At 42.4% G+C, this 21,529-nt stretch carries 10 protein-coding genes and 2 pseudogenes; all 12 read right to left on the reverse strand.

All coding sequences use genetic code 11. From position 1 onward, the window contains the following. Positions 1 to 14 precede the first annotated feature (14 nt). The gene (locus tag C6Y06_RS16005) at positions 15 to 9,104 is read right to left on the reverse strand and encodes a hybrid non-ribosomal peptide synthetase/type I polyketide synthase (RefSeq protein WP_106037208.1); all 9,090 of its coding nucleotides are present in this window, start codon (positions 9,102 to 9,104) and stop codon (positions 15 to 17) included. A gap of 19 nt (positions 9,105 to 9,123) precedes the next feature. Next, entirely contained in the window at positions 9,124 to 10,266 is a 1,143-nt protein-coding gene (locus C6Y06_RS16010) for an acyl-CoA dehydrogenase family protein (RefSeq protein WP_060595704.1), read from the reverse strand. Then, complete coding sequence (locus C6Y06_RS16015; protein WP_034664694.1) at positions 10,253 to 10,522, reverse strand: acyl carrier protein; 270 nt, start codon at positions 10,520 to 10,522, stop codon at positions 10,253 to 10,255. The genes C6Y06_RS16010 and C6Y06_RS16015 overlap by 14 nt, the downstream gene beginning before the upstream one ends. A 27-nt stretch (positions 10,523 to 10,549) precedes the next feature. After that, positions 10,550 to 11,605, reverse strand: a complete 1,056-nt coding sequence (locus C6Y06_RS16020) for an HAD-IIIC family phosphatase (RefSeq protein ID WP_034664698.1) — start codon at positions 11,603 to 11,605, stop codon at positions 10,550 to 10,552. A gap of 14 nt (positions 11,606 to 11,619) precedes the next feature. Then, entirely contained in the window at positions 11,620 to 12,477 is an 858-nt protein-coding gene (locus tag C6Y06_RS16025) for a 3-hydroxyacyl-CoA dehydrogenase family protein (protein WP_106037209.1), read from the reverse strand. Continuing rightward, a complete protein-coding gene (locus C6Y06_RS16030) occupies positions 12,474 to 13,184 on the reverse strand; it encodes a thioesterase II family protein (protein WP_034664703.1) in 711 nt (236 codons plus the stop codon). Before C6Y06_RS16030 ends, C6Y06_RS16025 begins: the two co-directional genes overlap by 4 nt. Then, a complete protein-coding gene (locus tag C6Y06_RS16035; RefSeq protein WP_106037210.1) occupies positions 13,181 to 14,161 on the reverse strand; it encodes a C39 family peptidase in 981 nt (326 codons plus the stop codon). Before C6Y06_RS16035 ends, C6Y06_RS16030 begins: the two co-directional genes overlap by 4 nt. Beyond that, on the reverse strand, positions 14,124 to 15,665 hold the full coding sequence (locus tag C6Y06_RS16040) for a serine hydrolase domain-containing protein (RefSeq protein ID WP_106037211.1): 1,542 nt from the start codon (positions 15,663 to 15,665) through the stop codon (positions 14,124 to 14,126). The genes C6Y06_RS16035 and C6Y06_RS16040 overlap by 38 nt, the downstream gene beginning before the upstream one ends. Then, positions 15,662 to 17,593 carry a condensation domain-containing protein gene (locus tag C6Y06_RS20640; RefSeq protein ID WP_411265988.1) on the reverse strand — a complete coding sequence of 644 codons (1,932 nt, stop codon included), beginning with the start codon at positions 17,591 to 17,593 and terminating at the stop codon, positions 15,662 to 15,664. The genes C6Y06_RS16040 and C6Y06_RS20640 overlap by 4 nt, the downstream gene beginning before the upstream one ends. Beyond that, positions 17,570 to 18,847: pseudogene (locus C6Y06_RS20645) on the reverse strand (non-ribosomal peptide synthetase); the annotation flags it as partial. The gene C6Y06_RS20640 and the pseudogene C6Y06_RS20645, both read right to left, overlap by 24 nt. Beyond that, positions 18,842 to 20,131, reverse strand: a pseudogene (locus tag C6Y06_RS20650) (condensation domain-containing protein); the annotation flags it as partial. The pseudogenes C6Y06_RS20645 and C6Y06_RS20650, both read right to left, overlap by 6 nt. Before the next feature lie 91 nt (positions 20,132 to 20,222). Continuing rightward, positions 20,223 to 21,422, reverse strand: coding sequence for an MFS transporter (locus tag C6Y06_RS16050; RefSeq protein ID WP_060595701.1), 1,200 nt, complete (start codon positions 21,420 to 21,422; stop codon positions 20,223 to 20,225). Between the last annotated feature and the right edge of the window lie 107 nt (positions 21,423 to 21,529).

Consider the following 21,529-nt stretch of genomic DNA (forward strand, 5'->3'; position numbering starts at 1 on the left):
ATTCACCTCTTTACTTATATTTTTAAGTCATCTAATTCGAAAAGAGATACGTCGTCTAATTGCTTGAATGAAGAAGTCAGTTCGATCTCTTCTATTCTCATCGCATCTGCTGAAACAGCCCGCATGATGTCTTTCAGCAAGCCTGCAATCCGCTGAATGGTTTCCTCACTGAAAAGCTCAGTATTATATTCAATCGTTGAAGAAAGACCATCTTCCTGCTCATACGCAATCCAGAGTAAATCAAAGCGCGACGTTCCTGTCTCATACGGATAATCACTAAAGGTTAAACCGCCTACCTTCAGTTCTGGCTGATTCATATTTTGCAAGGCGAACACAGCATCAAACAATAGATTCCGGCTGACACTCCGGCTTAACTGGAGGTCTTGAACCATTTGTTCATATTGATATTCTTGATGTCCGAAATCACCGATGACATGTGCCTTCACATCCTGAAGGAATTGCTGGTACGTCAGCTCTGCTTTAGGATATAAACGAAGTGGCAGCATATTGACAAAGATACCGATGACTTGCTGCAGCTCCTCTTGTTTTCTGCCTGCTACCGGAACCCCGACCGTGATATCTGATTGTCCGCTTAATTTATGAAGCAAAATCTGATACACACTTAACAGACCCATAAACAGAGTGGCGTCTTCTTTTAAAATCATTTGCTTAAACGCGTTCAGCTCCGCTTCTTCTATACGGAATGTATAATGTCCACCGCGGAATTGTCTCACCTCTGGCCGATCGAAATCTGTTGGCAGATCAAGTAGCGGGGCACCCTCTAACCGGTTTTTCCAGTAATCACTCGATTCTTTCAGTGCTTCAGACGCAAGCATGTCATTTTGCCATTCTGAAAAATCTTTATATTGCAGAGCGAGAGGCTCAAGCGTCCTGCCGTCATATAACTGCATAAAGTCGTTGACCAAAATATCTTGAGAAAGACCGTCTGAGATAATGTGATGCATGTCCAGCATGAGCACGAATTCCTCTTCTGCCAGCTTCATCACACCGACTCTCATCAATGGAGCCTCACTTAACGTAAAGGCAGTCAAAAATTGTTCAATCACTTGTTTTTGATCTTCCTCAGATCCTTGTGTCGATCCCTTTGTGAGGTCAAACAATGTGACTGCAAATGGTACCTCTTCTTCAATCTTTTGATAAGGGACGCCATTCTCTAGTACAAACGCTGTCCGCAAACTTTCGTGTCTCTTAATGAGCTGCTGAAATGCCCATTCCAACCTGCTGATATCGAGTTTTCCTTTGATTCGCCCCGCTTTAAACTCGTTGTATCCTGTGCTGTTTACATCCATTTGCTGCATGAGATACAACCGTTTTTGCGCAGACGACAGAGGATAATGCTCCTTCACTTCGGCTTTTTCAATCGCATGATAAGCAGCAGTATCTGCTTGGTCGATATATGCTGCCATTAATCGTATCGTAGGTATTTGGAAAAATTGTGGCAGCGTCAGCTCTACACTAAATGCACGATGAATGATGCCAATGAAGGTAATCGCCTTAAGAGAATCTCCACCCATTTCAAAGAAATGATCATCTATGCCAATGTCATCAATCTTAAAGAATGCTTGCCAATGTTGACTTAATTCCTTCTCCAGCTCTGTTTCAGGTGCCGCATAATTCGTTGAAAGCGCTGGCCGAGAATACAAGTTTCCATCTTGTACATGCTCTCCGCCGCTCTCTTCCTCACGGGATAAACGGTCTACATATCTGTGAATACGATCATGTAAAGATGTTGTCGAAATAACCATTTGTTCCACTTGATCCAGTGAAAGCAATCGTTCAAAGATCATTCTTCCTTCTTTTTCTGTAATTAACGTTTCGGTGACATCATCTCCGATTGGAAGATCGAGCTGCTTCCCCTGCTCAAATTCCCAGCCGTCAAAGCTAATGACAGACCACTGTGTTTCTGAACGTAGATTGCGTTCATACACGTACGCATCGATGAAATGATTCACAGCTGTATAGGCTGTAAAACCGAGTCCGCCCAAGATCGGTGACAAAGATGACAGGACAAAACAGAAATCAAGGGATCGATCACCTAAGGCGGCATCAAGATGAAGTACGCCATTCATCTTCGCTTCAAAATGCGGCTCCGAAAATGTGACATCTGTTTGCTCCATCACCCGGAAAGATTGGTCGCCTGTCACTCCAGCTGCATAGATCACACCGTCGATCTGTCCATATGACGCATCCACTGTGTTGATCAATTGCTGGATATCTTCCCTGTGACGAACGTCTACTTTCTGTATGAGAACGTCTGCGCCTGTCTCTTCCAGTGCCATTACCTTTTGTATTTTTTTCTTTGTTGGATCCTGTTCATCGTGCGTAGACAGCCATTCTTGCCACTTGCTTCTATCAGGGAGTCCAGACCTGCTCGTTAAGATTAAGGTTCCCTTCGTTTGCTCGGCCAAAGTCTGGGCGATATTCAATCCAATAAACCCAAGTCCGCCAATTAAAATGTAGACACCATCTTTTTTAGCCAAATGAGCATGTCCTGTTTCGGGAACTGAACCTTTCGCATACTTTTTCACATATCGCTTATTTCGTCGATAGACCGTGAGAAGCTGTCCATACGCTCGATCTAGCTCATCGCTTATTTGCTTCAGCAATCGCTTTTCTTGAACCCCATTTTCCACCGGGCGATCAATATCAAGAATGCGGTAACGCAAGTTCGGTGTTTCTTGTGATATAACCATGGCAGGTCCTAGATGGATCGCTTTTTCAGGATAAAGTACAGGTTCACCGCCAACAGCATATGTCAATGAGGAAAGAACGGTAATCGATACCTTTTGGTCCAAAACATATTTTTTCAATGCCTGGCCGATATAAAGCAAGGAGTAATAAGCATCTTGCTGCGTTTGCTTCACCCATTCTTCTTCCGTGTGAGATGGCTGTCGTTCTGAAAGCCCCCATAGATGACAAACTTCTGACACGTTCATTTCGTCATCTGCCAGATTTGAAATGAGCCTTTCATAATCAGATGGCTCATGTGACCGAATGGTATAGCTTTTTTCGTCATGCTTCGTAAATTCATTTCCTTTACGAACCACTACGAACTCGTTCCGTTTCGTCAGGAGCTCAGCCGCAATCTTCTCTCCGAGAGCAGATGGCTCTGCAAACAAAAGCAAGGCTCCGCCAGATGTATCTTCTGATGGCACGCAAGGTAAAAGATCCGCTTCCCAATGAGGGGTATAGAACCATTCATCCATTTGCTGCTTTCGTCCAGACTGCTTTGGTTTTTCTTGTTTCACACGATCTGCTGCATCATACCAATAGGAGGTTTGATCAAACGCATACGTTGGCAGCGGCATTTTCCGCGGCTGACGGTTTAGATGGAACCTGTCCCAATCAATAGATAATCCGTTTGTCCATAGACGTCCCATTTGACTAAGTAAAAATTCAGTATCCGTCACATCTTGTTTTGCATGCCTTAACACATGACATACATGCTGATTCAGGCCGTTCAATGACCTGTTGACCATCACGCTTAAATCTTGTCCTGGTCCAATCTCAATTAATTGAATATTGTCCTCTTGTAAAATATTGGTGATGCCTTCAGCAAAGCGAACTGTATCGGTCATATGCCTTTTCCAATAAGACATATCTTTCGCACTCGTATCTGTCATCCAATCTCCTGACAAATTCGAAATAAATGGAATACGAAGTGTTTTGGCTTTCATATGCTTTAATTTTTCTCCGAATTGCTCCGCTGCCTCCTTCATGACATGTGAGTGGGCAGCAATGGTTCCACCTAACCGCATACACATCAATCTGTTGCTTTTCAGCTCTTGTTCAAATTCACTTATCGCTTCTTCTAGACCTGACACGATACATGAGGAATCATTGACAACCGCGAGAGAAATATTTTTTGGAAGCATCGGTTTTAGCTCTGCCTCAGGTAATGGAACACTCATCATGACGCCAGCTGGTGACGATTGCATCGCATTCGCACGATAGGCGACCATGGACATTGCGTCCTTTAAGCTGAATAGCCCTGATATAGCGGCCGCCGTTAATTCGCCAAAGCTATAGCCGATCATTGCATCAGGACGAATGCCCCATTCAATGAAGAGCATGGATAAGGCATATTCAATGGCAAAAATGGCCGGCTGTGCATATTGAGTACTTGCTAATTTTTCACGCGCCTTTTCTGTTTCAGCCGCTAATGGGTAAAGAATACGGGCAAGACTTCGCCCCGTTGCTTCTTCATATACTTGAAAACAAGCATCCATTTGCTTCTTAAAGTAAGGCTCTTCCCGGTACAAATCTAATCCCATATTGAGATATTGATTGCCTTGTCCAGAAAACATAAAAATAATCTTTTGTTGCTCCACATGCGAATGCATGAGCTTTCCAATGCCCTTGCCTTGCTTTTCTGTTAATACTCGCAAAGCATCTTCTCTGCTTGCCGCAACAAATGCCTGACGGAAACCAAAGAACTGTCTTCCTGTTTGCAGAGTATAAGCTGCGTCTGCCAAATTGATAGAAGGCGTGTTTTCTATTTGGTTTACGAGTTTGTCTTTCATTCGTTCCAAGCTCGTTTTGCTCTTTGCTGAAAGAACAAGCAGCTCAGCAGAACGAGGCATTTGCTGACGATCTCTTTGTGGTGCTTCTTCTAATATGACATGTGCATTGGTTCCACCCATTCCAAATGAGCTCACCCCAGCCCGCCGCAAATGTGAAGCTGGCTGCTTCCAGTCAGTCAGCTCAGTGTTTACAAAGAAAGGGCTATGCTCAAATGCAATGTTTTCATTGGCTTTTTTGAAGTGAAGACTAGGTACAAATGTGTGATGCTGAAGCGAAAGCACAGCTTTGATCAAGCCAGCTGCTCCTGCCGCTGCATCCAAATGTCCAATATTGGTTTTGACAGACCCAATACGGCAAAATTGTTTTTTCTCTGTGTCGAAAGCCTTTGTGAGCGCCTCTATTTCAATCGGATCACCAAGTGATGTTCCAGTTCCATGTGTTTCTACATATTCAATCGTATCTGGTGAAACATCTGCTTGATGTAAGGCATCCTGAATGACACGTGTCTGTCCTTCAACGCTTGGAGCATTGAAACCAACCTTTTGATCACCATCATTGTTAATAGCAGAGCCCTTAATGACCGCATAAATATGGTCACCATCTTCTATGGCTTCACTCAGTGCTTTTAAAGCAACAAGACCAACACCATCTCCGCCAACCGTTCCATCTGCTTGATCATCAAAGGCGCGGCAATGGCCATCGCTTGATTTCACCATGTTCTGCTGATAAACGTAGCCTGATTTCACTGGGTGCAGGATCGACACACCTCCCGCAAGTGCTACATCTGAATCACCATTTGCAATGGATTGACAGGCCAAATGCAAAGCGACCAAAGAAGTCGAACAAGCGGTTTGCAGCGTGAGCGCCGGTCCTTTCAAATTCAATTTATGGGCAATTCTTGTACTTACGGTGTACGTATCATTGAGTGAACCCACTTCAAACAGCTCTGACATACTGCTATCAAGGGAAGCTGCAAAACGCTGAATCCATTGAAAATTCGATGTGGACCCAGTAAACAACCCAACTTTACCCGTATAATCTTCCTGCACATACCCCGCATCTTCCAGCGCCTTATATGCGTACTCATGCAGGAGGCGTATTTGAGGATCCATCATTTCTGCCTGACCTGGCGAATAGCCGAAGAAGGATGCGTCAAATAAATCAGGTCCATCAATTACACCTTTTGCCCTCACATAATCGGATCGTTCGAAGGTCTGACGGTCAATACCAGCTTCAAGCAGTTCTTCATCGGAAAAGAAGGAAATTGATTCTTCTCCATTCTTCAAATTTCGCCAAAATGCCTCAACATTTTTCGCACCAGGGAATTTACCAGCCATTCCAATAATGGCAATCGGCTCATTGGCTTTTCTTGTCTTTTGTTTCACAGGCTGCGTGCCTGCCGCTACCTGCTCTGAATCGCCGCTTAAATATGCGGCAAGCTCTCTAATCGTTGGACGGCGGAACATTTCGACCATTGGAATGCTTTGATTCAATTGCTTAGCGAGCTGTTGATTGACGTGGATTAAGTTGAGTGAATGCCCGCCAATGTCAAAGAATTTGTCATGAACACTTACCTCATCTAAGCCGAGGACTTTTTTCCAGATGTCTTGAATGACTTTCTCAGTATCAGAAAGATGGGCAGCGCCCGCCTGCTTATTCGTTTGCTGCGCCTGTTTCAAAGCAGGTAATGCCCGTTTATCTAGTTTGCCATTGGCAGTCAGGGGCATATCATCCAATTGAACAAAGTGAGTTGGGATCATATAATCCGGCAGCTGATCAGCCAACGCTTGTTTCATTGCAGCTTGATCAAGTCTGGCTGTCGTGACAACATATGCGGCCAAACATGGTGTACCAGAAGCATCTGGCTTTACAACAACAGCTGCTGCTTTCATACCTGGCTGTTCATTCAGCCAAAATTCAATTTCACCTGTTTCAATACGATAGCCTCTCAGCTTCACTTGATCATCATTTCGACCTAAAAATTGAATGAGCCCATTAGGCAGAATGCGGGCTGCATCACCTGTTTTATAAATTTTTTCACCTGGCTGGAAAGGGTGATCGACAAACCTTTCTTCGGTGAGTTCCGGTCGATTCAAATACCCTTTTGCGACACCTTTCCCGCCAATATATAATTCACCGACGGTTCCTTCCGGCATGAGATTCATATGTCTGTCAAAAAGAAGAATATCTGTATGCTGTGCAGGCTTTCCAATCGGTACATACACGTCTTGATCAAAATCCTGGTCATATCGATGAATCATGCAGCCAACCACCGTTTCAGTTGGTCCATATTCATTCACAATTTCAATTGGCTGCGGGAAGGACTGCTGAATGGATTTCGCTAGAGATGTTTCCAGCTGTTCTCCGCCTAAAATGAAACATTTCATTTGGCTGTCTGGGAAAGACAAATGCTTAATAAACTGTAAATGAGATGGTGTCAGTTTCATCACATGTACGCGATTATCTTTTATGATGTCTTCGACAAGCAGCTGCCGGTTTTCATGGTGGTAAATCATGATGGTATTTCCTGAAATGAGCGGCGTGAAAATAGAAGTAACCGTCAGGTCAAAGGACAGTGAAGTATACAAAGCAAAATGCCTTGTTTCTCCTCGAACATATACTTGCTTCGCCCAATCAATGTAGTTGGCTAAGCCAAGATGATGAATGAGTACACCTTTAGGTCTTCCGGTCGTACCTGATGTATAAATGCAGTAGGCTGTTTGGTCTGAGGTGATGGCTTCTGCCAAGTTGTCTGATGGTCCGGTGTATAGATCCGGCTGTGTGATATCAATTTTTTCTCCATGATAGGCATAGGTGAGCCCTTTAATTGGATGAGTTAAGAGCCATTCTACTCCGCTGTCTTCTAATAGATATTCTATTCGTTCCTGCGGGTATTCAGGATCAATCGGCACGTATGCACCGCCAGCTTTTAAGATCGCTAAGCATGCTATCACCATTTCAATGGAATGCTCTGCTAAAATGCCGACACGCTGCTCCTGTTTGACTCCTTTGTTTTGTAAATAATGTGCGAGCTGGTTCACTCTCTTATTGAGTTGTTCATATGTAACCGTCGTATCGCCAAACTCAACTGCGGCTGCCGCTGGCGTTCGTTCCACTTGTGCTTCAAAAAGGTCAATCACCGTTGGTTCATTGCTAGATGTTGCCCCGCCATACTGCCGGAAGACAGCTAATTGCTTTCCTTTCTCTTCTTCTGATAGCAGCTGTAGCTGAGCAGCAGATTTGAGCGGATGAGCACAGGCATCAGACAGGAGATGAAGAAAATGCTGACACCACTTTTCAATTTGTTCAGCTGAAAAGCTGACGGGGTTATACACCAATGAAAAGTGCAGCTGATCATCAAACGCCTGGACACTAAGCGTGAGATCGAATTCTGTCTGCTCAGTCATCTCAAATCCACGAATACGAATAGGCTGATCGTTTTTCGTGAGCATTTGATCTAGTGGATAGTTTTCAATGACGACGATTGAATCAAATAACGATTGCTCTGCCGTCATTCCTGCATATTTCTTTAAATCAGATAGCGGTGTATGTTCATATTCATTTCTTACAGCTATCTCACGACTCACTTCCTGCATCTGTTCAAGAATCGGCCGCTCTTGTTCGAATGAGACCCGCAGCGGTAATGTGTTAATGAACAGCCCTGTCATCTTTTCAATATGAGGGACATCCGCATTTCTCCCTGATACTGTTGTCCCAAAGACAATATCATCTTGGTTGGCATACTTAGATAGCAAAACTCCCCACAGCGTATACATCACAGATGCGAGCGTCACGTCATATTGATTCGTGAATTTGCTCAGGCTCTCCGCAATGGAAGTATCCACTTGATGTTCATATTGATGAAAAACTTCTGAATTTTCATATGCGCCGCTTGACTTCGGAAGCAGTTCTGCATAACTCCAGCCATTGAAAACATTTTTCCAATAGGCGGCTTGTGCTTCTGTCTGTTGAAGGTTTTTTTGCTGCCATTTGACAAATGATTGGTAGGACGGTCTTTGTTCAAGAAGGGGTTTGTCCCCATTCGATAAGCGCTCATATGCACTCATCCAATCGCTTAATACAATCCCAAGGCTCCATCCGTCCAATAAAATGTGATGGAAGCTAATGAGAACCCAGCTGAATTCATCATTCACTTCACATAACGTCAGGCGAAATGGGACTTCCTGCAGATCAAAGCGTTCTTCTCGGTTCTGTGCCGTCACCTCCTCTTTCAGCACATGAAGAGGCTCCTTCGCTTGTGTCAAATCACGATATCGAATGTCTGGCTGGTGCTGCTTCAGCACAATTTGTACTGGTCTTGCGAGTTCCTGCCATCTGAACAATGTTCTAAGCATTTCATGCTGTTTGGTGACATTCGTCCATGATTGTTCAAAAATGTCTCGATCTATCGGTCCGTCTATTTCGATCAGCAGTTGTTCAAAATAAGCCGTTCCGTTCGGTTCCATTAAATGATGAAACAGCAGTCCCTCTTGGATCGTAGTGATACCTAACATATTTTCAATGTTCTGTTTATCCAGCTTCTGCGGCTGTAAAGCCATGGGATCATCTCCTTTCTCTCTAAGAATGTTTCACGAAATAATGGCGTAAACCATAGTTAGCAATAACCTGCTGCTGAATTTGCGAAGTTCCTTCAATAATTTCAAGCACCTTCGCTTCACGATATAGTCTTGAAGCTGAGTTTTCCCGGCTAAATCCACTTCCGCCATGGATTTGGACATTTGTATTTGTAATGTCAACGGCGATTTTAGAGGTGAAATATTTTGCAATGGATGTTTCTGTGATCGCATCAGGGTGATTCGCTTCTCTCATTTCTCCAGCCTTTAGGCATAAGGCTCTCGCTGCATGGAGCTGGGTAACCGCATCTCCGATCATGCCTTTGATCATTTGATGCTTGTACAATTTTTCATTAAACTGTGTTCTTTTACGTGAATACGTGACAAGAGAATCAACGGCTTCTTGTGCGATGGCAAGCCCTGCCCAAGCGACACTGTATCTTCCATGGTCTAATGCGAGTGACACCACGTGGTTAAATCCGCCCCCAACAGGTCCTAAGACACAGTCTTCATGCACCTGGACATGATCTAGAGTGATTTCCGCTAAATATGATGCTCGATTGGCCATCATTCCTGTAATTCTCTCAATCTCTACACCCGGCTGATCTCGATCGACAAGGAATGCCGTGACTTGTTCACCGTCTCTTGCAATCACAATAAAGAAATCTGCAATCGCTCCAAAGGAAATCCACTTTTTCTTCCCATTTAATACATAGGATTGTCCTTCTTTTTGATAGCTTGTTTCAACATGATTGGCATCTGAACCAATATTCGGCTCTGACAAAGCAAAGGCACCGATTTTTTCTCCTTTAGCTAATTCAACAAGCCAGCCTTGTTTTTGGTCTTCTGTTCCATAACGAAGAATGGCTTCTCCTACAAGTGAATTCACTGTCAATAATGTCCGTACATTACAGCAAGCTTTTCCCACTTGTTCCGTGAACTGTCCATATGCTATTGGATCAAGCCCCAGCCCTTGATAGGAAGACGGGATACCTGCTGCCAAGTAGCCTCTTTTCGCCATATCTCGAATGAGCGACTCTGGTAAATGTTCCGTCTCATCGAATTCATTGGCAAACGGACGGATATGTTCATTGCAATACTGTCGTATTTCTTCAATGGCATCGATCGTTTGTTCAGCTGTTTTCATGAAGAGCGGCCCCCTGTTGTTTTCTCTCAATTAAAGCGACAATGCGATTGACCGTACTAAAATGAGCAATGTCGAGGTCTTCGTTATCTAATTGGAAGTGAAAATCATGTTCGATATAGTTCACTAGTTTCATCGCAAATAGAGAATTGACAAAGCCTTGTTCAAAAATATGATCATCATTTCCAAGCTCAATTTCCTCATCAAATACCACTAGGTTTTGCTCGATATAGGCTCTTACTTGTTCGTGTAGGTTCATGATTTAATCTCCTCGCTTTTCGCTTTTTTATTGTTTGGCTGGATCTTTCTGATTTAATTCAATATTGACATCTACGTATTCTGGGAAAGGCTGAATCATGCTTAAATCATTTTCAAACAAGATATAGCCATCCTCCCCCTTCTCGATTTCTTTGAAATTCGCAAACTTGTATGTGATATACATCATGCGGTTTCGGTCGGTTTGTTTAAAGTCAGCCACAAGCCGCTTTCCTCGCTTTTTCGCTTCTTGCAAAATCGTTGTGAGTAAAATGGTCCCGACACCACGAGACATGACGCGGCAAGACATAAGCAGCAGTTTGACATGCCAGGTGTCGCCTGTTTCTTCTATTAATGAGAGTCCAATTTTTCCATAGGAACCGAATTTATCTTCAAGTTCACAGACAAGCAGCAAGTGAGAATCTGATTGACGGAAGAAATCAAGTTCTTCATAATCATAGGTTTTCCCGCTCGCATTTAATTGATTGGTACGGACGGTCAGTTCTTCAGCTCGCTGGAGGTCTTGTTCTCCTGCTTCTGAAATCACGAATTTCATATGTAAAGACGCCAAGAATTTCTCAGGCGGCCCTTCATATTTCTCTTCTTCCTGCTGCCTTTGGTCCGCTTCTAAATACATTCTTCTGCGTCGTCTGGCATCTTCTGTGATAAAGACTGGACGCAGCCGATCATCAGTGAGTAATGACATATAATCCACTGCATCCCAGCACGTAATCTCTGGATGAACAGCCTTCACTTCCTCTCGTTCAAATGGCTGATCATCAATAAAGAGAATGGTATCTTTATGAATATTTAGGCGCTCGCTGATTCTCTCTAAAGAACTAGATTTGGCATTCCAATGAATCTCTGGATAGAGAAAGAAATGCTCGATCCCAAAGGCGGAGAGCTTTTCCCTCACGGCTGCTTCATCATTCCGGCTTGCAATAGAAAGAAGGATACCGCGCTCATCTAATTCTGTTAGCACTTCCTTCATCGAAGGCTTTAACATCACTTCATCTGATTCAAGTAAAATTCCATCCCATAATGTATGATCTAAATCCCAGACAACACACTTGATTTGCTTAGCCATTTGTTTTTCTCCTCTCACATGTCATATTGGAAAAAGCCTTTACCTGATTTTTTGCCGTACTCGCCTGCGTCGACCATTTTGACAAGTAGAGGACATGGACGGAACTTCGGATCTTTGTAGCTCTCGTATAAAACAAGCAATGAATTCAAAATCGTATCAAGTCCAATTAAGTCCCCTGTCGCAAGTGGTCCCATTTTATGGCCGAAACCTCCGCGGAAAATTTTATCGACATCCGCTGGTGTGGCGACTTGATCTTGCACCGCCCAAATCGCTTCGTTGATTGTCAGCATAAGCACACGGTTGGAAACAAATCCCGGAAAATCATGCACCACAACAGGTGTTTTATCAAACGATTTCAAGAAACCTTTTGCGGTTTCAACTGTGTCATCAGAAGTTGCTTTTCCTCTAATCACTTCAACCAACGCTTTAAGAGGAACAGGGTTCATAAAGTGCGCCCCAATGACCTTCTCAGGGTGATGCATAAGGGACCCTACCTTTGTAATCGAAATACAGCTCGTGTTTACAAAATAGATGGTTTCTTTCGCACAAATATCTCGCAGCTCTTCATAAATGGTTTTTTTAATCTCCCAATCTTCCGTCACATTTTCAATGACGATATGCGCGTCATGTAAGCCTTCAAGTGAAGTTGACAGCTGGATTTGAGACAATACATCTTCTAAAGACAATGAGATTTTCTTCTTTCTCACAAATTGAACCAGTTGATAGGTCTTCTTGATTTTTTCCAGCGCTTCATTTAGTTTTTCTTCTGTGACATCAACTAATGTGACTTGATAGCCATTTGCTGAAAGGTCTAATGCCATATCAGCCCCCATCACACCTGCTCCAATCACACCTACGTGCTTCGTGTTCATTTCTCCAACACTCCAATTCGCTTTAAAATGACATTGATTTTTTCTACGACTTCATTTGTTAATGAATGAATAAAAAAGTGATCTCCATCGAATTCAAAAAACGCACAATCTTCGCTTGTATATTGATCCCAATCGTCTAAATCGAACAGCACAGAAGGCAAATCACGTGTACCATAAAAAATAGAAATTGGACAAGCAGCTGGAACGACTTCATCACACAGATAGGTCTCCAAAAGCTGAAAGTCTGCTCTTAAAATCGGCAGAAAGAAATCAAGCACTGCATGGTTATCGGCAAGTTCCTCAGGAACGCCTCCCATCGCAATGATCGCCTCTTTTAGTTTGGAATCTGACAGTTGATGATAGACTTTCTTTTCTGGAATATGTGGTGGAAAGCGCCCAGAATAAAAGACATGGACAGGCTCTTTGTTTAACCTTGTTTTCATTCTTTTTTGTAATTCATACGCAAGGACGGCTCCCATGCTATGACCGAAAATGGCATAGGGCTCTCCTTCTTTTAAAGAGGAGGACGCCTGTACATAAAGATCATCTGCGACCTGCTGTAAATCGGTTAGAACAGGCTCTGTCATTCTTGTCCCGTGCCCAGGGAGTTCAAGGGCATGAATTTCTATCGACTGGTCTATATAAGATTTCCACGTACTGAATACGGTACTTGCCCCACCTGCGTACGGTAAGCAAAATAACTTCACGACACGCCACACTCCCTTTTGCATTTGATTGCCAACGCTTCCAGCCAGTCTTTTTCATCAACGATGATTTGTTCTAAAGAAGCTTTGATATTGGCTTGGTACCTACTAGACATCTCACCTGAAAAAAGGAGTTTTGCTGCCTGATGCCTCGCTTTCTCCCATTCTGATACAATACGTTCCATCCATCCCACCAGCTCAGGTAGATCGCCTTTGATGAGATTCAGCCGATACAGCTCCACTTTCTTCGTATTGATGATCTGATTGAACGACGCCACGAGCTTCTCGATATCATCCAATTGCGGATACTGCTCATAAAATGTTTCAAGAGCTGTGATTCCTTTTTCGATTACGTCTATCTGACCATGCATATTTCTCAGGAAATAAGTCGTTTTTTGATCAAATAATTCAGTCGAGAGCTTGTCCGGATCAAAGTAGAAGGACGCATAGGAATGAAATTGATCATTCGGTTGAAAATGATCATGAAAGGTGTCATACCCTTTCTGTACATCTTTAAATGACAGCACTTGATGCTCATAAGACAAATTATCTAAATGCCGATTCTCTAATACTTGAAAGGTTTGCTGATTTTCATCGAAACCCTTAATTAAAATTGAATGACGGCTATGGGTTGTCAAATACTCTTTTCTGCCTCTCTGAACGTAAGGGTCTACCCAAACAATGACGGGGCGGTCCCGCATCACATCTTGTTTGACCTTTTCAATGAGATTGACACAATACGTCATTTTTTCAACTTGAATGCCTTGTAAATTCATAATCTTTTCTGGATCGTGTGCCGACATCCAGTCAATCTGCAGCAAGCCGTCCTCTGAAAGCCCATAGGCAAATTGATCATTTAATAAGTATGGAGCGACTTCTTGATCATGCAGCTTCACAATTGGAAAAAAGCAATTGAAGAAACAGCTTCGATAAAACAAATCATTATAAGGATGAATGCCCGAAATCTGTTTGACGGTCATCTTTTTTTCCTCTCTTTCCAGCAGTAGATGTCACCATAAATCCTTTGATGAAACCAATCGTACAAAACCAAATGAAAAACAAATAATAAGAAATCGCTAATTCAATGAGAGAGGAAGGTCCCCATACAAAAGTCATTTTCCAAGGCAGCCCATTAAAGGCTAGTTGCGAAAGAATCATTGGCAGGAGCAATATCCCAATTAGCAGCAGCACCCAGCCGATGCTTTTCAGCCAGACGCCAAGTGACATGTCCCTGCGAACTAAAGCGCCGTTTCTTACACGCTTTTTCCACTTGATAAAACGAACGATAGACACCATTTGCAGCAAAATAAAAAGACATGTCGCTGCTAAACTCAATTGATCAATGAGCTGAAATGGATCTATTGATGACTCTGCTTCTTCATTTGTACCCGCGATCGTATTGGCAATAAGACGTGCCGTTTGCTCGGTGTAGCTGCTATTCATATTTGCTAACACTCCGATAGCAATATCTTCTTTTGGCTGGATCAGAAAAAATGATGAATAGTTTGGGTTAGAGCCTGCATGAAAAAGCGAGTCCACCTGCCCATGCGCCTTTTCTATATACCAGCCGGCATTGTAATAGACATGCTTCCCTTCTTCTGGGACATTCACAGTTAAATGATCAGGATTTTTTACAAAACGAGACCAAGTTGAATCGGTCAATTGATATTGCAGCCAAGTCCCCACATCCTGACTATTCATCACAATATAGCCTGCAGGGGTGTTGCCTCGATATTCTGGTGCTTCATAAGCATGCGGAGCAAGGAATTGCAGTTTAAATCCTTCTGAGACAACACCGGACTTCATGCGTTTTAGCCCAGCCTCCGTTTGGTCAAGATGATGCCTTTTAAACAGTTCTTTCATATAAGCCTCATACGACGTTCCTGTTACATTTTCAATGATGAGACCAAGGACATCATAGTTGATGGTGGCATATTCAAAGGAGCTGCCTGGCTTACGATTAAGCTCGATTGATTTCAGCTGATCAACTGTTTTTTTCAATGCATCCTTTGCATGATCAGGCTGGATAAGCGCAATGGTTTGAAAGGGAATGCCGCTTGTGTGATGCATTAATTGCTCCACCGTCAAACGCTGAGGCTTTCCATTGTATGTCGGAAAAAAACCTGGAATATAGCTGCTCACCGGATCTTTGAAATGAAGTTTTCCTTGCTTCTCTAACTCCACAATAGCAAGGGCGGTAAACGCCTTTGATGTAGAACCAATTTCAAAGAAAGTGCTGGCTGTCACTTGCTCCTTTTTCTTTCGATCCGCATAACCAAAGCCTTTTTGGTACACCACTTCGTCCTTTTTCACAACCACAACGGACATGCCTGGAATGCGCCCAAGCTTCATCTGTTCCTCTATCACTTGATCAATGGCTTTAGGTGTAATCACTGCTTTTGCATGTGTCCCCCCCGCAAAGCTGCTTATCCATAAGATCGCTAATAAAAATGAAAGATAGATAACATACTGATTTTTCCTCATGTAAATAATGAATCCATTTCTTCAAGAGACATATCCACTGTTTCAAAATCAGACGGTGTAAATTCGATTCCTTCTTTCTCTAAGCAATGCTGTACCAAACGCTCAATTTGCTGCTCTACCGCTTGCAATAGCTGCGTCATGTCTGTTTCACGCAGCTGTTTTTCGCTGAAAGAAAGATGGAAGATCAGCTGACCGCCTTTGATGGTAGCGACCATATCGATGACGGTTGTTAATGGATTATCCAATGACGAATCAATCCCCGATGTAAAGTAAGACATCTCATAATCAGATGATTGTTTCAGCACCTGATCAATTTCACCTAGATAGTTAAAGCGTAATTGCGGCGCTGAATGATTAGGAAGCTGCCTATTGATGAGTGAGAGCAGCCCATAGTCTGCACCTTTATTTGGCACTTCACGTATCGTTTCTTTGACAGCCCGTATGTGATCTGAGAGAGATTCAGACACATGAACATTCACAGGGTACATGGTGGTGAACCAGCCGAACGTTCTAGATACATCAATATCTTCCTCCACAGCATCCCTGCCATGACCTTCTAATTCCAAAGAAATCCTCTTTTGATTCGTTTGCTGATAACAGGCTTGCGTTAAGGCTGAAATTAACAGTTCGTGAGGCTGCGTTTGATACGCTTTATTCGCTTGATTGATCAATTGATCCGTGAGCTCCACTGATAATGCCTTGGTTAATTTGACTTCGTCTCTGACATATCCCTCATTTGAAGAAACTGGATACAGAGGCTGAATATCCTGCACCGCTTTTTGCCAATAGCTGAGCGACTCTTTTACCTCCTCTGATACTGCATACTCGTTCACCCGCTCTGTAAATGTTTGATAGGAATGGGTTTTAGGCGGAAGCACTTCAGCTGTGACCTTCTTTGCATGCAATAATTGAATCAAGTCCTCCACAAGAATTTGCCATGACATACCATCAGCTAAAAGATGATGGGCGGCAAAAATGAGATGTGATTGAAAAGCAGTTTGACAAAGCGCTGCCTGAATCAATGGTCCTTGATAAAGATGAGTTCTTTGCTTGACCTGACACCCTACTTCTTGTAGCGCTTCTTCCACATTCTCTTCTGACAATGCCGTAAAATCGTGGATCATCAGCGGAATACCCTGAATGTCTTCATCATAATGAAGCGTGTTTGTTGCCTCATGTACTTTTAACCTTAGTCCGTCGTGATGAATGACGAGCTCTTTGAAAGCATCCTGCACGATTTTTTCATCCATCTTTTTCTTTGAATGAACAATGATGGATTGATGCCAAAAATGTTCATCTTTTAATCGCTGGGACCAGAACCATTCGATAATTGGGATCGATTTCACATCGCCCGCAGCCTGCTCTTGTGAAATATGTAAGACAGGTTCCTGCTGAACGACTTGTGCCATTTCTCTAAAAATGGGATACGTAAAAAGATCTTTGGTTTTTAAATAGAGTCCTTTGTCTTTTAACTTCGCAATAAATTGAATCGCCTTAATGGAGTCACCGCCAAGCTGATAAAAATGATCAGCCGGTTCGATCGTTTCATGCCCTAAGATGTCTTTTGCTGTATCTACTATGATCTCTTCAATGTCCGCTGTTTCCTTGGACCATTCAACGGCTGTTTCCACTTGAGACAACAATGGATCAGGCAGTGCTGTCCGATTGATTTTCCCATTTTGAGTAAGCGGAAGCTCATCTAGTAAAACAAAATAGGCAGGTACCATATAAGCTGGAAGCTGATCTGATAATTTCTTTCTAAGTAAAAAGGACGTCAGCTCTTTTTCTTTCAATTCAATATAAGCAGCCAGCTGTTTTTCTCCAGATTCATCGGTTAGATCAATGACAGCTGCTTTATCAACTTCTTCAAGTGCCATAAGTGCAAGTTCAATTTCTCCCAGCTCAATCCGGTAGCCTCGCAGCTTGATTTGATGATCAATCCTGCCAATGTAATCAATCTTTCCATCATTTGCTCGTTTGGCTATATCACCTGTTCGATACATGCGGCGATCGTTTACAAATGGATTGGGCAGAAAGCGCGATTCTTGCAAATCAGGTCTTTGCCAATACCCTCTGCCAACACCCGCACCTGAAATATAGATTTCTCCTACTGTCCCAGGAAGCACGGCTTGCTGATTCTCATCTAAAAGGTAAATCTCTGTATTTGGCATTGGCACACCAATTGACACCGATGTCCCCCCATCATCTTGATGGAATTGATGAATCATACAGCCGACGGTTGCTTCAGTTGGTCCATATTCATTAAAGATGGATATCCTTCCATCACTTGCCTCTGTGATTCTTTTGGCCAAAGCGGTCGATAATTGTTCCCCGCCCACAATCATCCGTTTCACAACTGATTGAGAAAGTGCAGCATCTGTTAACAGTGCCATATGAGCTGGTGTCAGCTTGATGACTTTTGCTTTTTGATCAAACAAAATATGTTCTAATAAAAAGCCTGGCTGATCCTCTTGACGATAGATCACCACTGTACTGCCAATGACCAATGGCGTATAAATGGATGTCACAGTTAAATCAAATGCAATGGATGAATACAAGGCAAAATGATCATCTGGTGAATCAGTATAATGTGTTTTGGCAGACATAATATAGTTTACTAAGCTTCTGTGCTCAATCATGACTCCCTTTGGCTGTCCTGTAGAGCCAGACGTATAAATCATATATGCGACGTCTTCAGCATCCCCAATGAATGGATGTTCCGCATCATACTGAGCCAACTGATCCCACACGTTGTAGATATTGTACGTACCGCCATTAAAATGGTATGCAGATGCGTGATCTGTGAAAAACAGTTTTGCCTGGCTGTCATCCAAAATAAACTGAATGCGTTCCTGCGGATACTCAGGATCAATCGGAACATATGCACCTCCAGCCTTTAAAATCCCCAGCAGCAGCACAATAAGTTCTGGTGAATGATTCATACATACTGCAACAAAGTCATGTCTCTGTAAGCCATGTGTTTGTAGAAAACGCGCCATTTGATTGGTTTTTCTCTCAAGTTCACCGTATGTCATGATATGAGATCCGTCCTGAAGCGCGATTCGATCAGGAGAAGACTTTGACATGTCTGTGATCAATTCATGGATTTTTTGTTTCTGTGGAAATAGTACGCCCGTGTCGTTCCATTGATATAGCTCTCGATGTTCCTCGTCTTCTGTCATGAGAAGTACGTCTTTTAACAGCTGCTTTGGCTGAGCGAGTATGGTTTCGACAAAGAGAAGCATTCTTTCGTGTAGAAAGTCGATGTCTTCATTGCTGTAATCTGAGATCTTGTAGTCATATTGAAGTTCGATTTGCCCTTTTTCATCCCATTCTTTCACAGCAACTTGTAAGCCATATGGCTGGAAGCCATTGTAAAGCTCTATGTATTCAACTTTGTATCCTTCCATCTCCTGCACCATATTTGTGCTGTAGGAGTTGATATAGATTTGAAAAAGCTGATCATATCCTGCTTTGGCAAGCTCTAAATCTTTGACAAGTGCATCATAAGGATAACGCTGATGCAGAAAGTAAGCCTTATAGCTTTTTTGAACGTCTGTCAGACTTTCTAACAAAGATAGATGAGGATCGATCTTCATTCGATATGGCATTGTACTGACGGTCATACCGGACGTGGCTTTTTCCTTTTGTCCGGAACGATTGAGAACTGGCGTCCCAATAATAAAATCTTTTTGCTGGTATCTTTTATGCAAGTAAACGAAGAGTCCTAAAGTAAATAAAGAGTTGATTGAACAATGATGGGTATCTATAAATTCATAGATTCGTTCTGAGAGTTGTCGATCAAGGTAATGGCTGTGCCGATGGCCTTTGATTTGGTCAGTTCCCTGTACCAAATAACTATCAGACACATCAGATAATGTTTCTTTCCAAAATTGCTGATCTTTTTTAAATCTTGGGGAGTTCATATATTTTGATTCTTTATCAATAAATACAGAATGATTGTCTGCTTCTTGTTCGATAGAGGAGCTTTGGGTAAGAGCAGTGTAAAGCTGGCTAATTTTATCGATGATTACTTTCATCGACCATCCATCTGCTACTGTATGATGGCATTTGATGAAATAACCGGATTGTTGTTCACCGACTTTTAATACAGCAAATTCGGCGAGAGGGGTTTCTGTTAATTGAAATGGTGTTTTGAAGGCTTTTTCGGCCCATTCTAGCATGTCTTCATGTGTGGAAAACTCATAGGCAGGAATTGGATTATCGGCGTTTGGATCAACGTATTGAAGCGTCTCACCATCTTTCTCTACTAGCTTGAGACGAAGAGATTCTGTCATCATGATACAAGATGCAATGGCCTGCTTCAGTTTATCAAGCTGCAACGGCCCATTGACGAAAATGATACCGCCAATATGATTGATCGGTGTTTCTGGATAAAATGTTTCCATGTTCATCACGCGCCGCTGCGGATGTGTTAATGGCCAATATACTAAACTACTAGTCAATTACGCCACCTCTACTTTTCATATAGTTAACATTTCTACGAACATATTAAATCATATAACGGTATTTTTGTAAATAATTGAGATAAAATGTCTAAATTTGTTCATTTTTTAATCTAGACGCTAGGAAAGCCGACACAGTAAACAGAGCAACGTTTATAAAAAAGACGACTCTTGCCCCAAAGAGATCGGTCATGGTGCTCATAACAAGGATGGACATTCCGTATATAAAAGTTGATAGTGTATGTTGAGCTGACAGTATTTTGGGCAATTCAATTTCACTCAGTGTATCTTGTACATAGGTACGAATAGAAATGCTGCGAAGCTGAAAAGCTGGCCCTAATAAAAAGACAAACAACAAACTCATCCATGCTGAATGATTCAATCCTAAGCAAAGGGTTAGCACAGCTACGATCACCGAACTGTAAAAAATGTGATCAAACAAACGCTGTTCCACATGCTTTGCGAACCGCAGCACGAGCAGGCCGCCTAGAATGGTTCCGCCAAAATAGCTTGCGTTAATAAATCCCCACCATGTTTCAGGCTGGTGTAAGACTTCTGTGACATACACAAGGATAATGGCTCCAGTCCAGATACTTCTACCGCTCATGGATAGCATTTCTAAAACCGTTAATGTTCGAATAGTTGGCTTTTCATACATGAGCTTCCACCCTGAAAAGACCCTTGTAGCAAATGATTCAGACTGTTGCTCTTGTTTAGCTGCAGCCCCAGTATCAATCATAAAGAGCATAGATATGAGCGACAAACTGTATAAAACAAGTGTCGTCAATAGGAGAAACTGCGGTCCAAGAATACCAATAAACAGCCCTCCTAAAAGCCAGCCTAGTAAAAGAACAATTTGATCAGAAGTTAAGATATAACTATTGGCTTTTAGTAAAAAGTTCTTTTCTACTAAACGCGGGATCATCGAATTTCGAACAGGAATGGTTCCTCCATCTATCAAAGACAGGAAAAATACAATGATAAAAAAGAAAGGAATAGTAAAAGTTGATAGTTGTAGAATATAAATGAAAATCAAGCAACCGAAGAAAGCAATTTGACACATTTGCAAATAGATAATGAGTCTTTTCAGCTTAAATTGATACATAAAGAAAGGAATGAGTACCGCTCCAAGGGCTTGTCCAACAAACTGCGAAACAGCCACCATTGAAGCAATCAGTGTAGAATTTGTTAATTGATATGTCAGGATGGTCAGAACGAGGACATATAGCGAATCCCCAAAATTAGCTAGGGATTGTCCCCCTAATAAAAAGTAAAATGATTTGTTTTTCATATTGATCTCCATTTTCTCTTCATTATCACCCATAATAATACATTATTTTCTACACTTCTACTTTTTATAACAATATTTTCATAACTTGATACATTTTACCTAATTTA

This window comes from Bacillus sp. MZGC1, from assembly GCF_002998605.1.
Classification (GTDB): domain Bacteria; phylum Bacillota; class Bacilli; order Bacillales; family Bacillaceae; genus Bacillus.

Coding starts and splice junctions, on each gene's coding strand:
- C6Y06_RS16010 (WP_060595704.1), bottom strand. CDS start 10,266: ATGAAAACAGCTGAACAAACGATCGATGCCATTGAAGAAATACGACAG.
- C6Y06_RS16050 (WP_060595701.1), bottom strand. CDS start 21,422: ATGAAAAACAAATCATTTTACTTTTTATTAGGGGGACAATCCCTAGCT.
- C6Y06_RS16005 (WP_106037208.1), bottom strand. CDS start 9,104: ATGGCTTTACAGCCGCAGAAGCTGGATAAACAGAACATTGAAAATATG.
- C6Y06_RS16040 (WP_106037211.1), bottom strand. CDS start 15,665: ATGAGGAAAAATCAGTATGTTATCTATCTTTCATTTTTATTAGCGATC.
- C6Y06_RS16035 (WP_106037210.1), bottom strand. CDS start 14,161: ATGACCGTCAAACAGATTTCGGGCATTCATCCTTATAATGATTTGTTT.
- C6Y06_RS16020 (WP_034664698.1), bottom strand. CDS start 11,605: ATGGCTAAGCAAATCAAGTGTGTTGTCTGGGATTTAGATCATACATTA.
- C6Y06_RS16025 (WP_106037209.1), bottom strand. CDS start 12,477: ATGAACACGAAGCACGTAGGTGTGATTGGAGCAGGTGTGATGGGGGCT.
- C6Y06_RS16015 (WP_034664694.1), bottom strand. CDS start 10,522: ATGAACCTACACGAACAAGTAAGAGCCTATATCGAGCAAAACCTAGTG.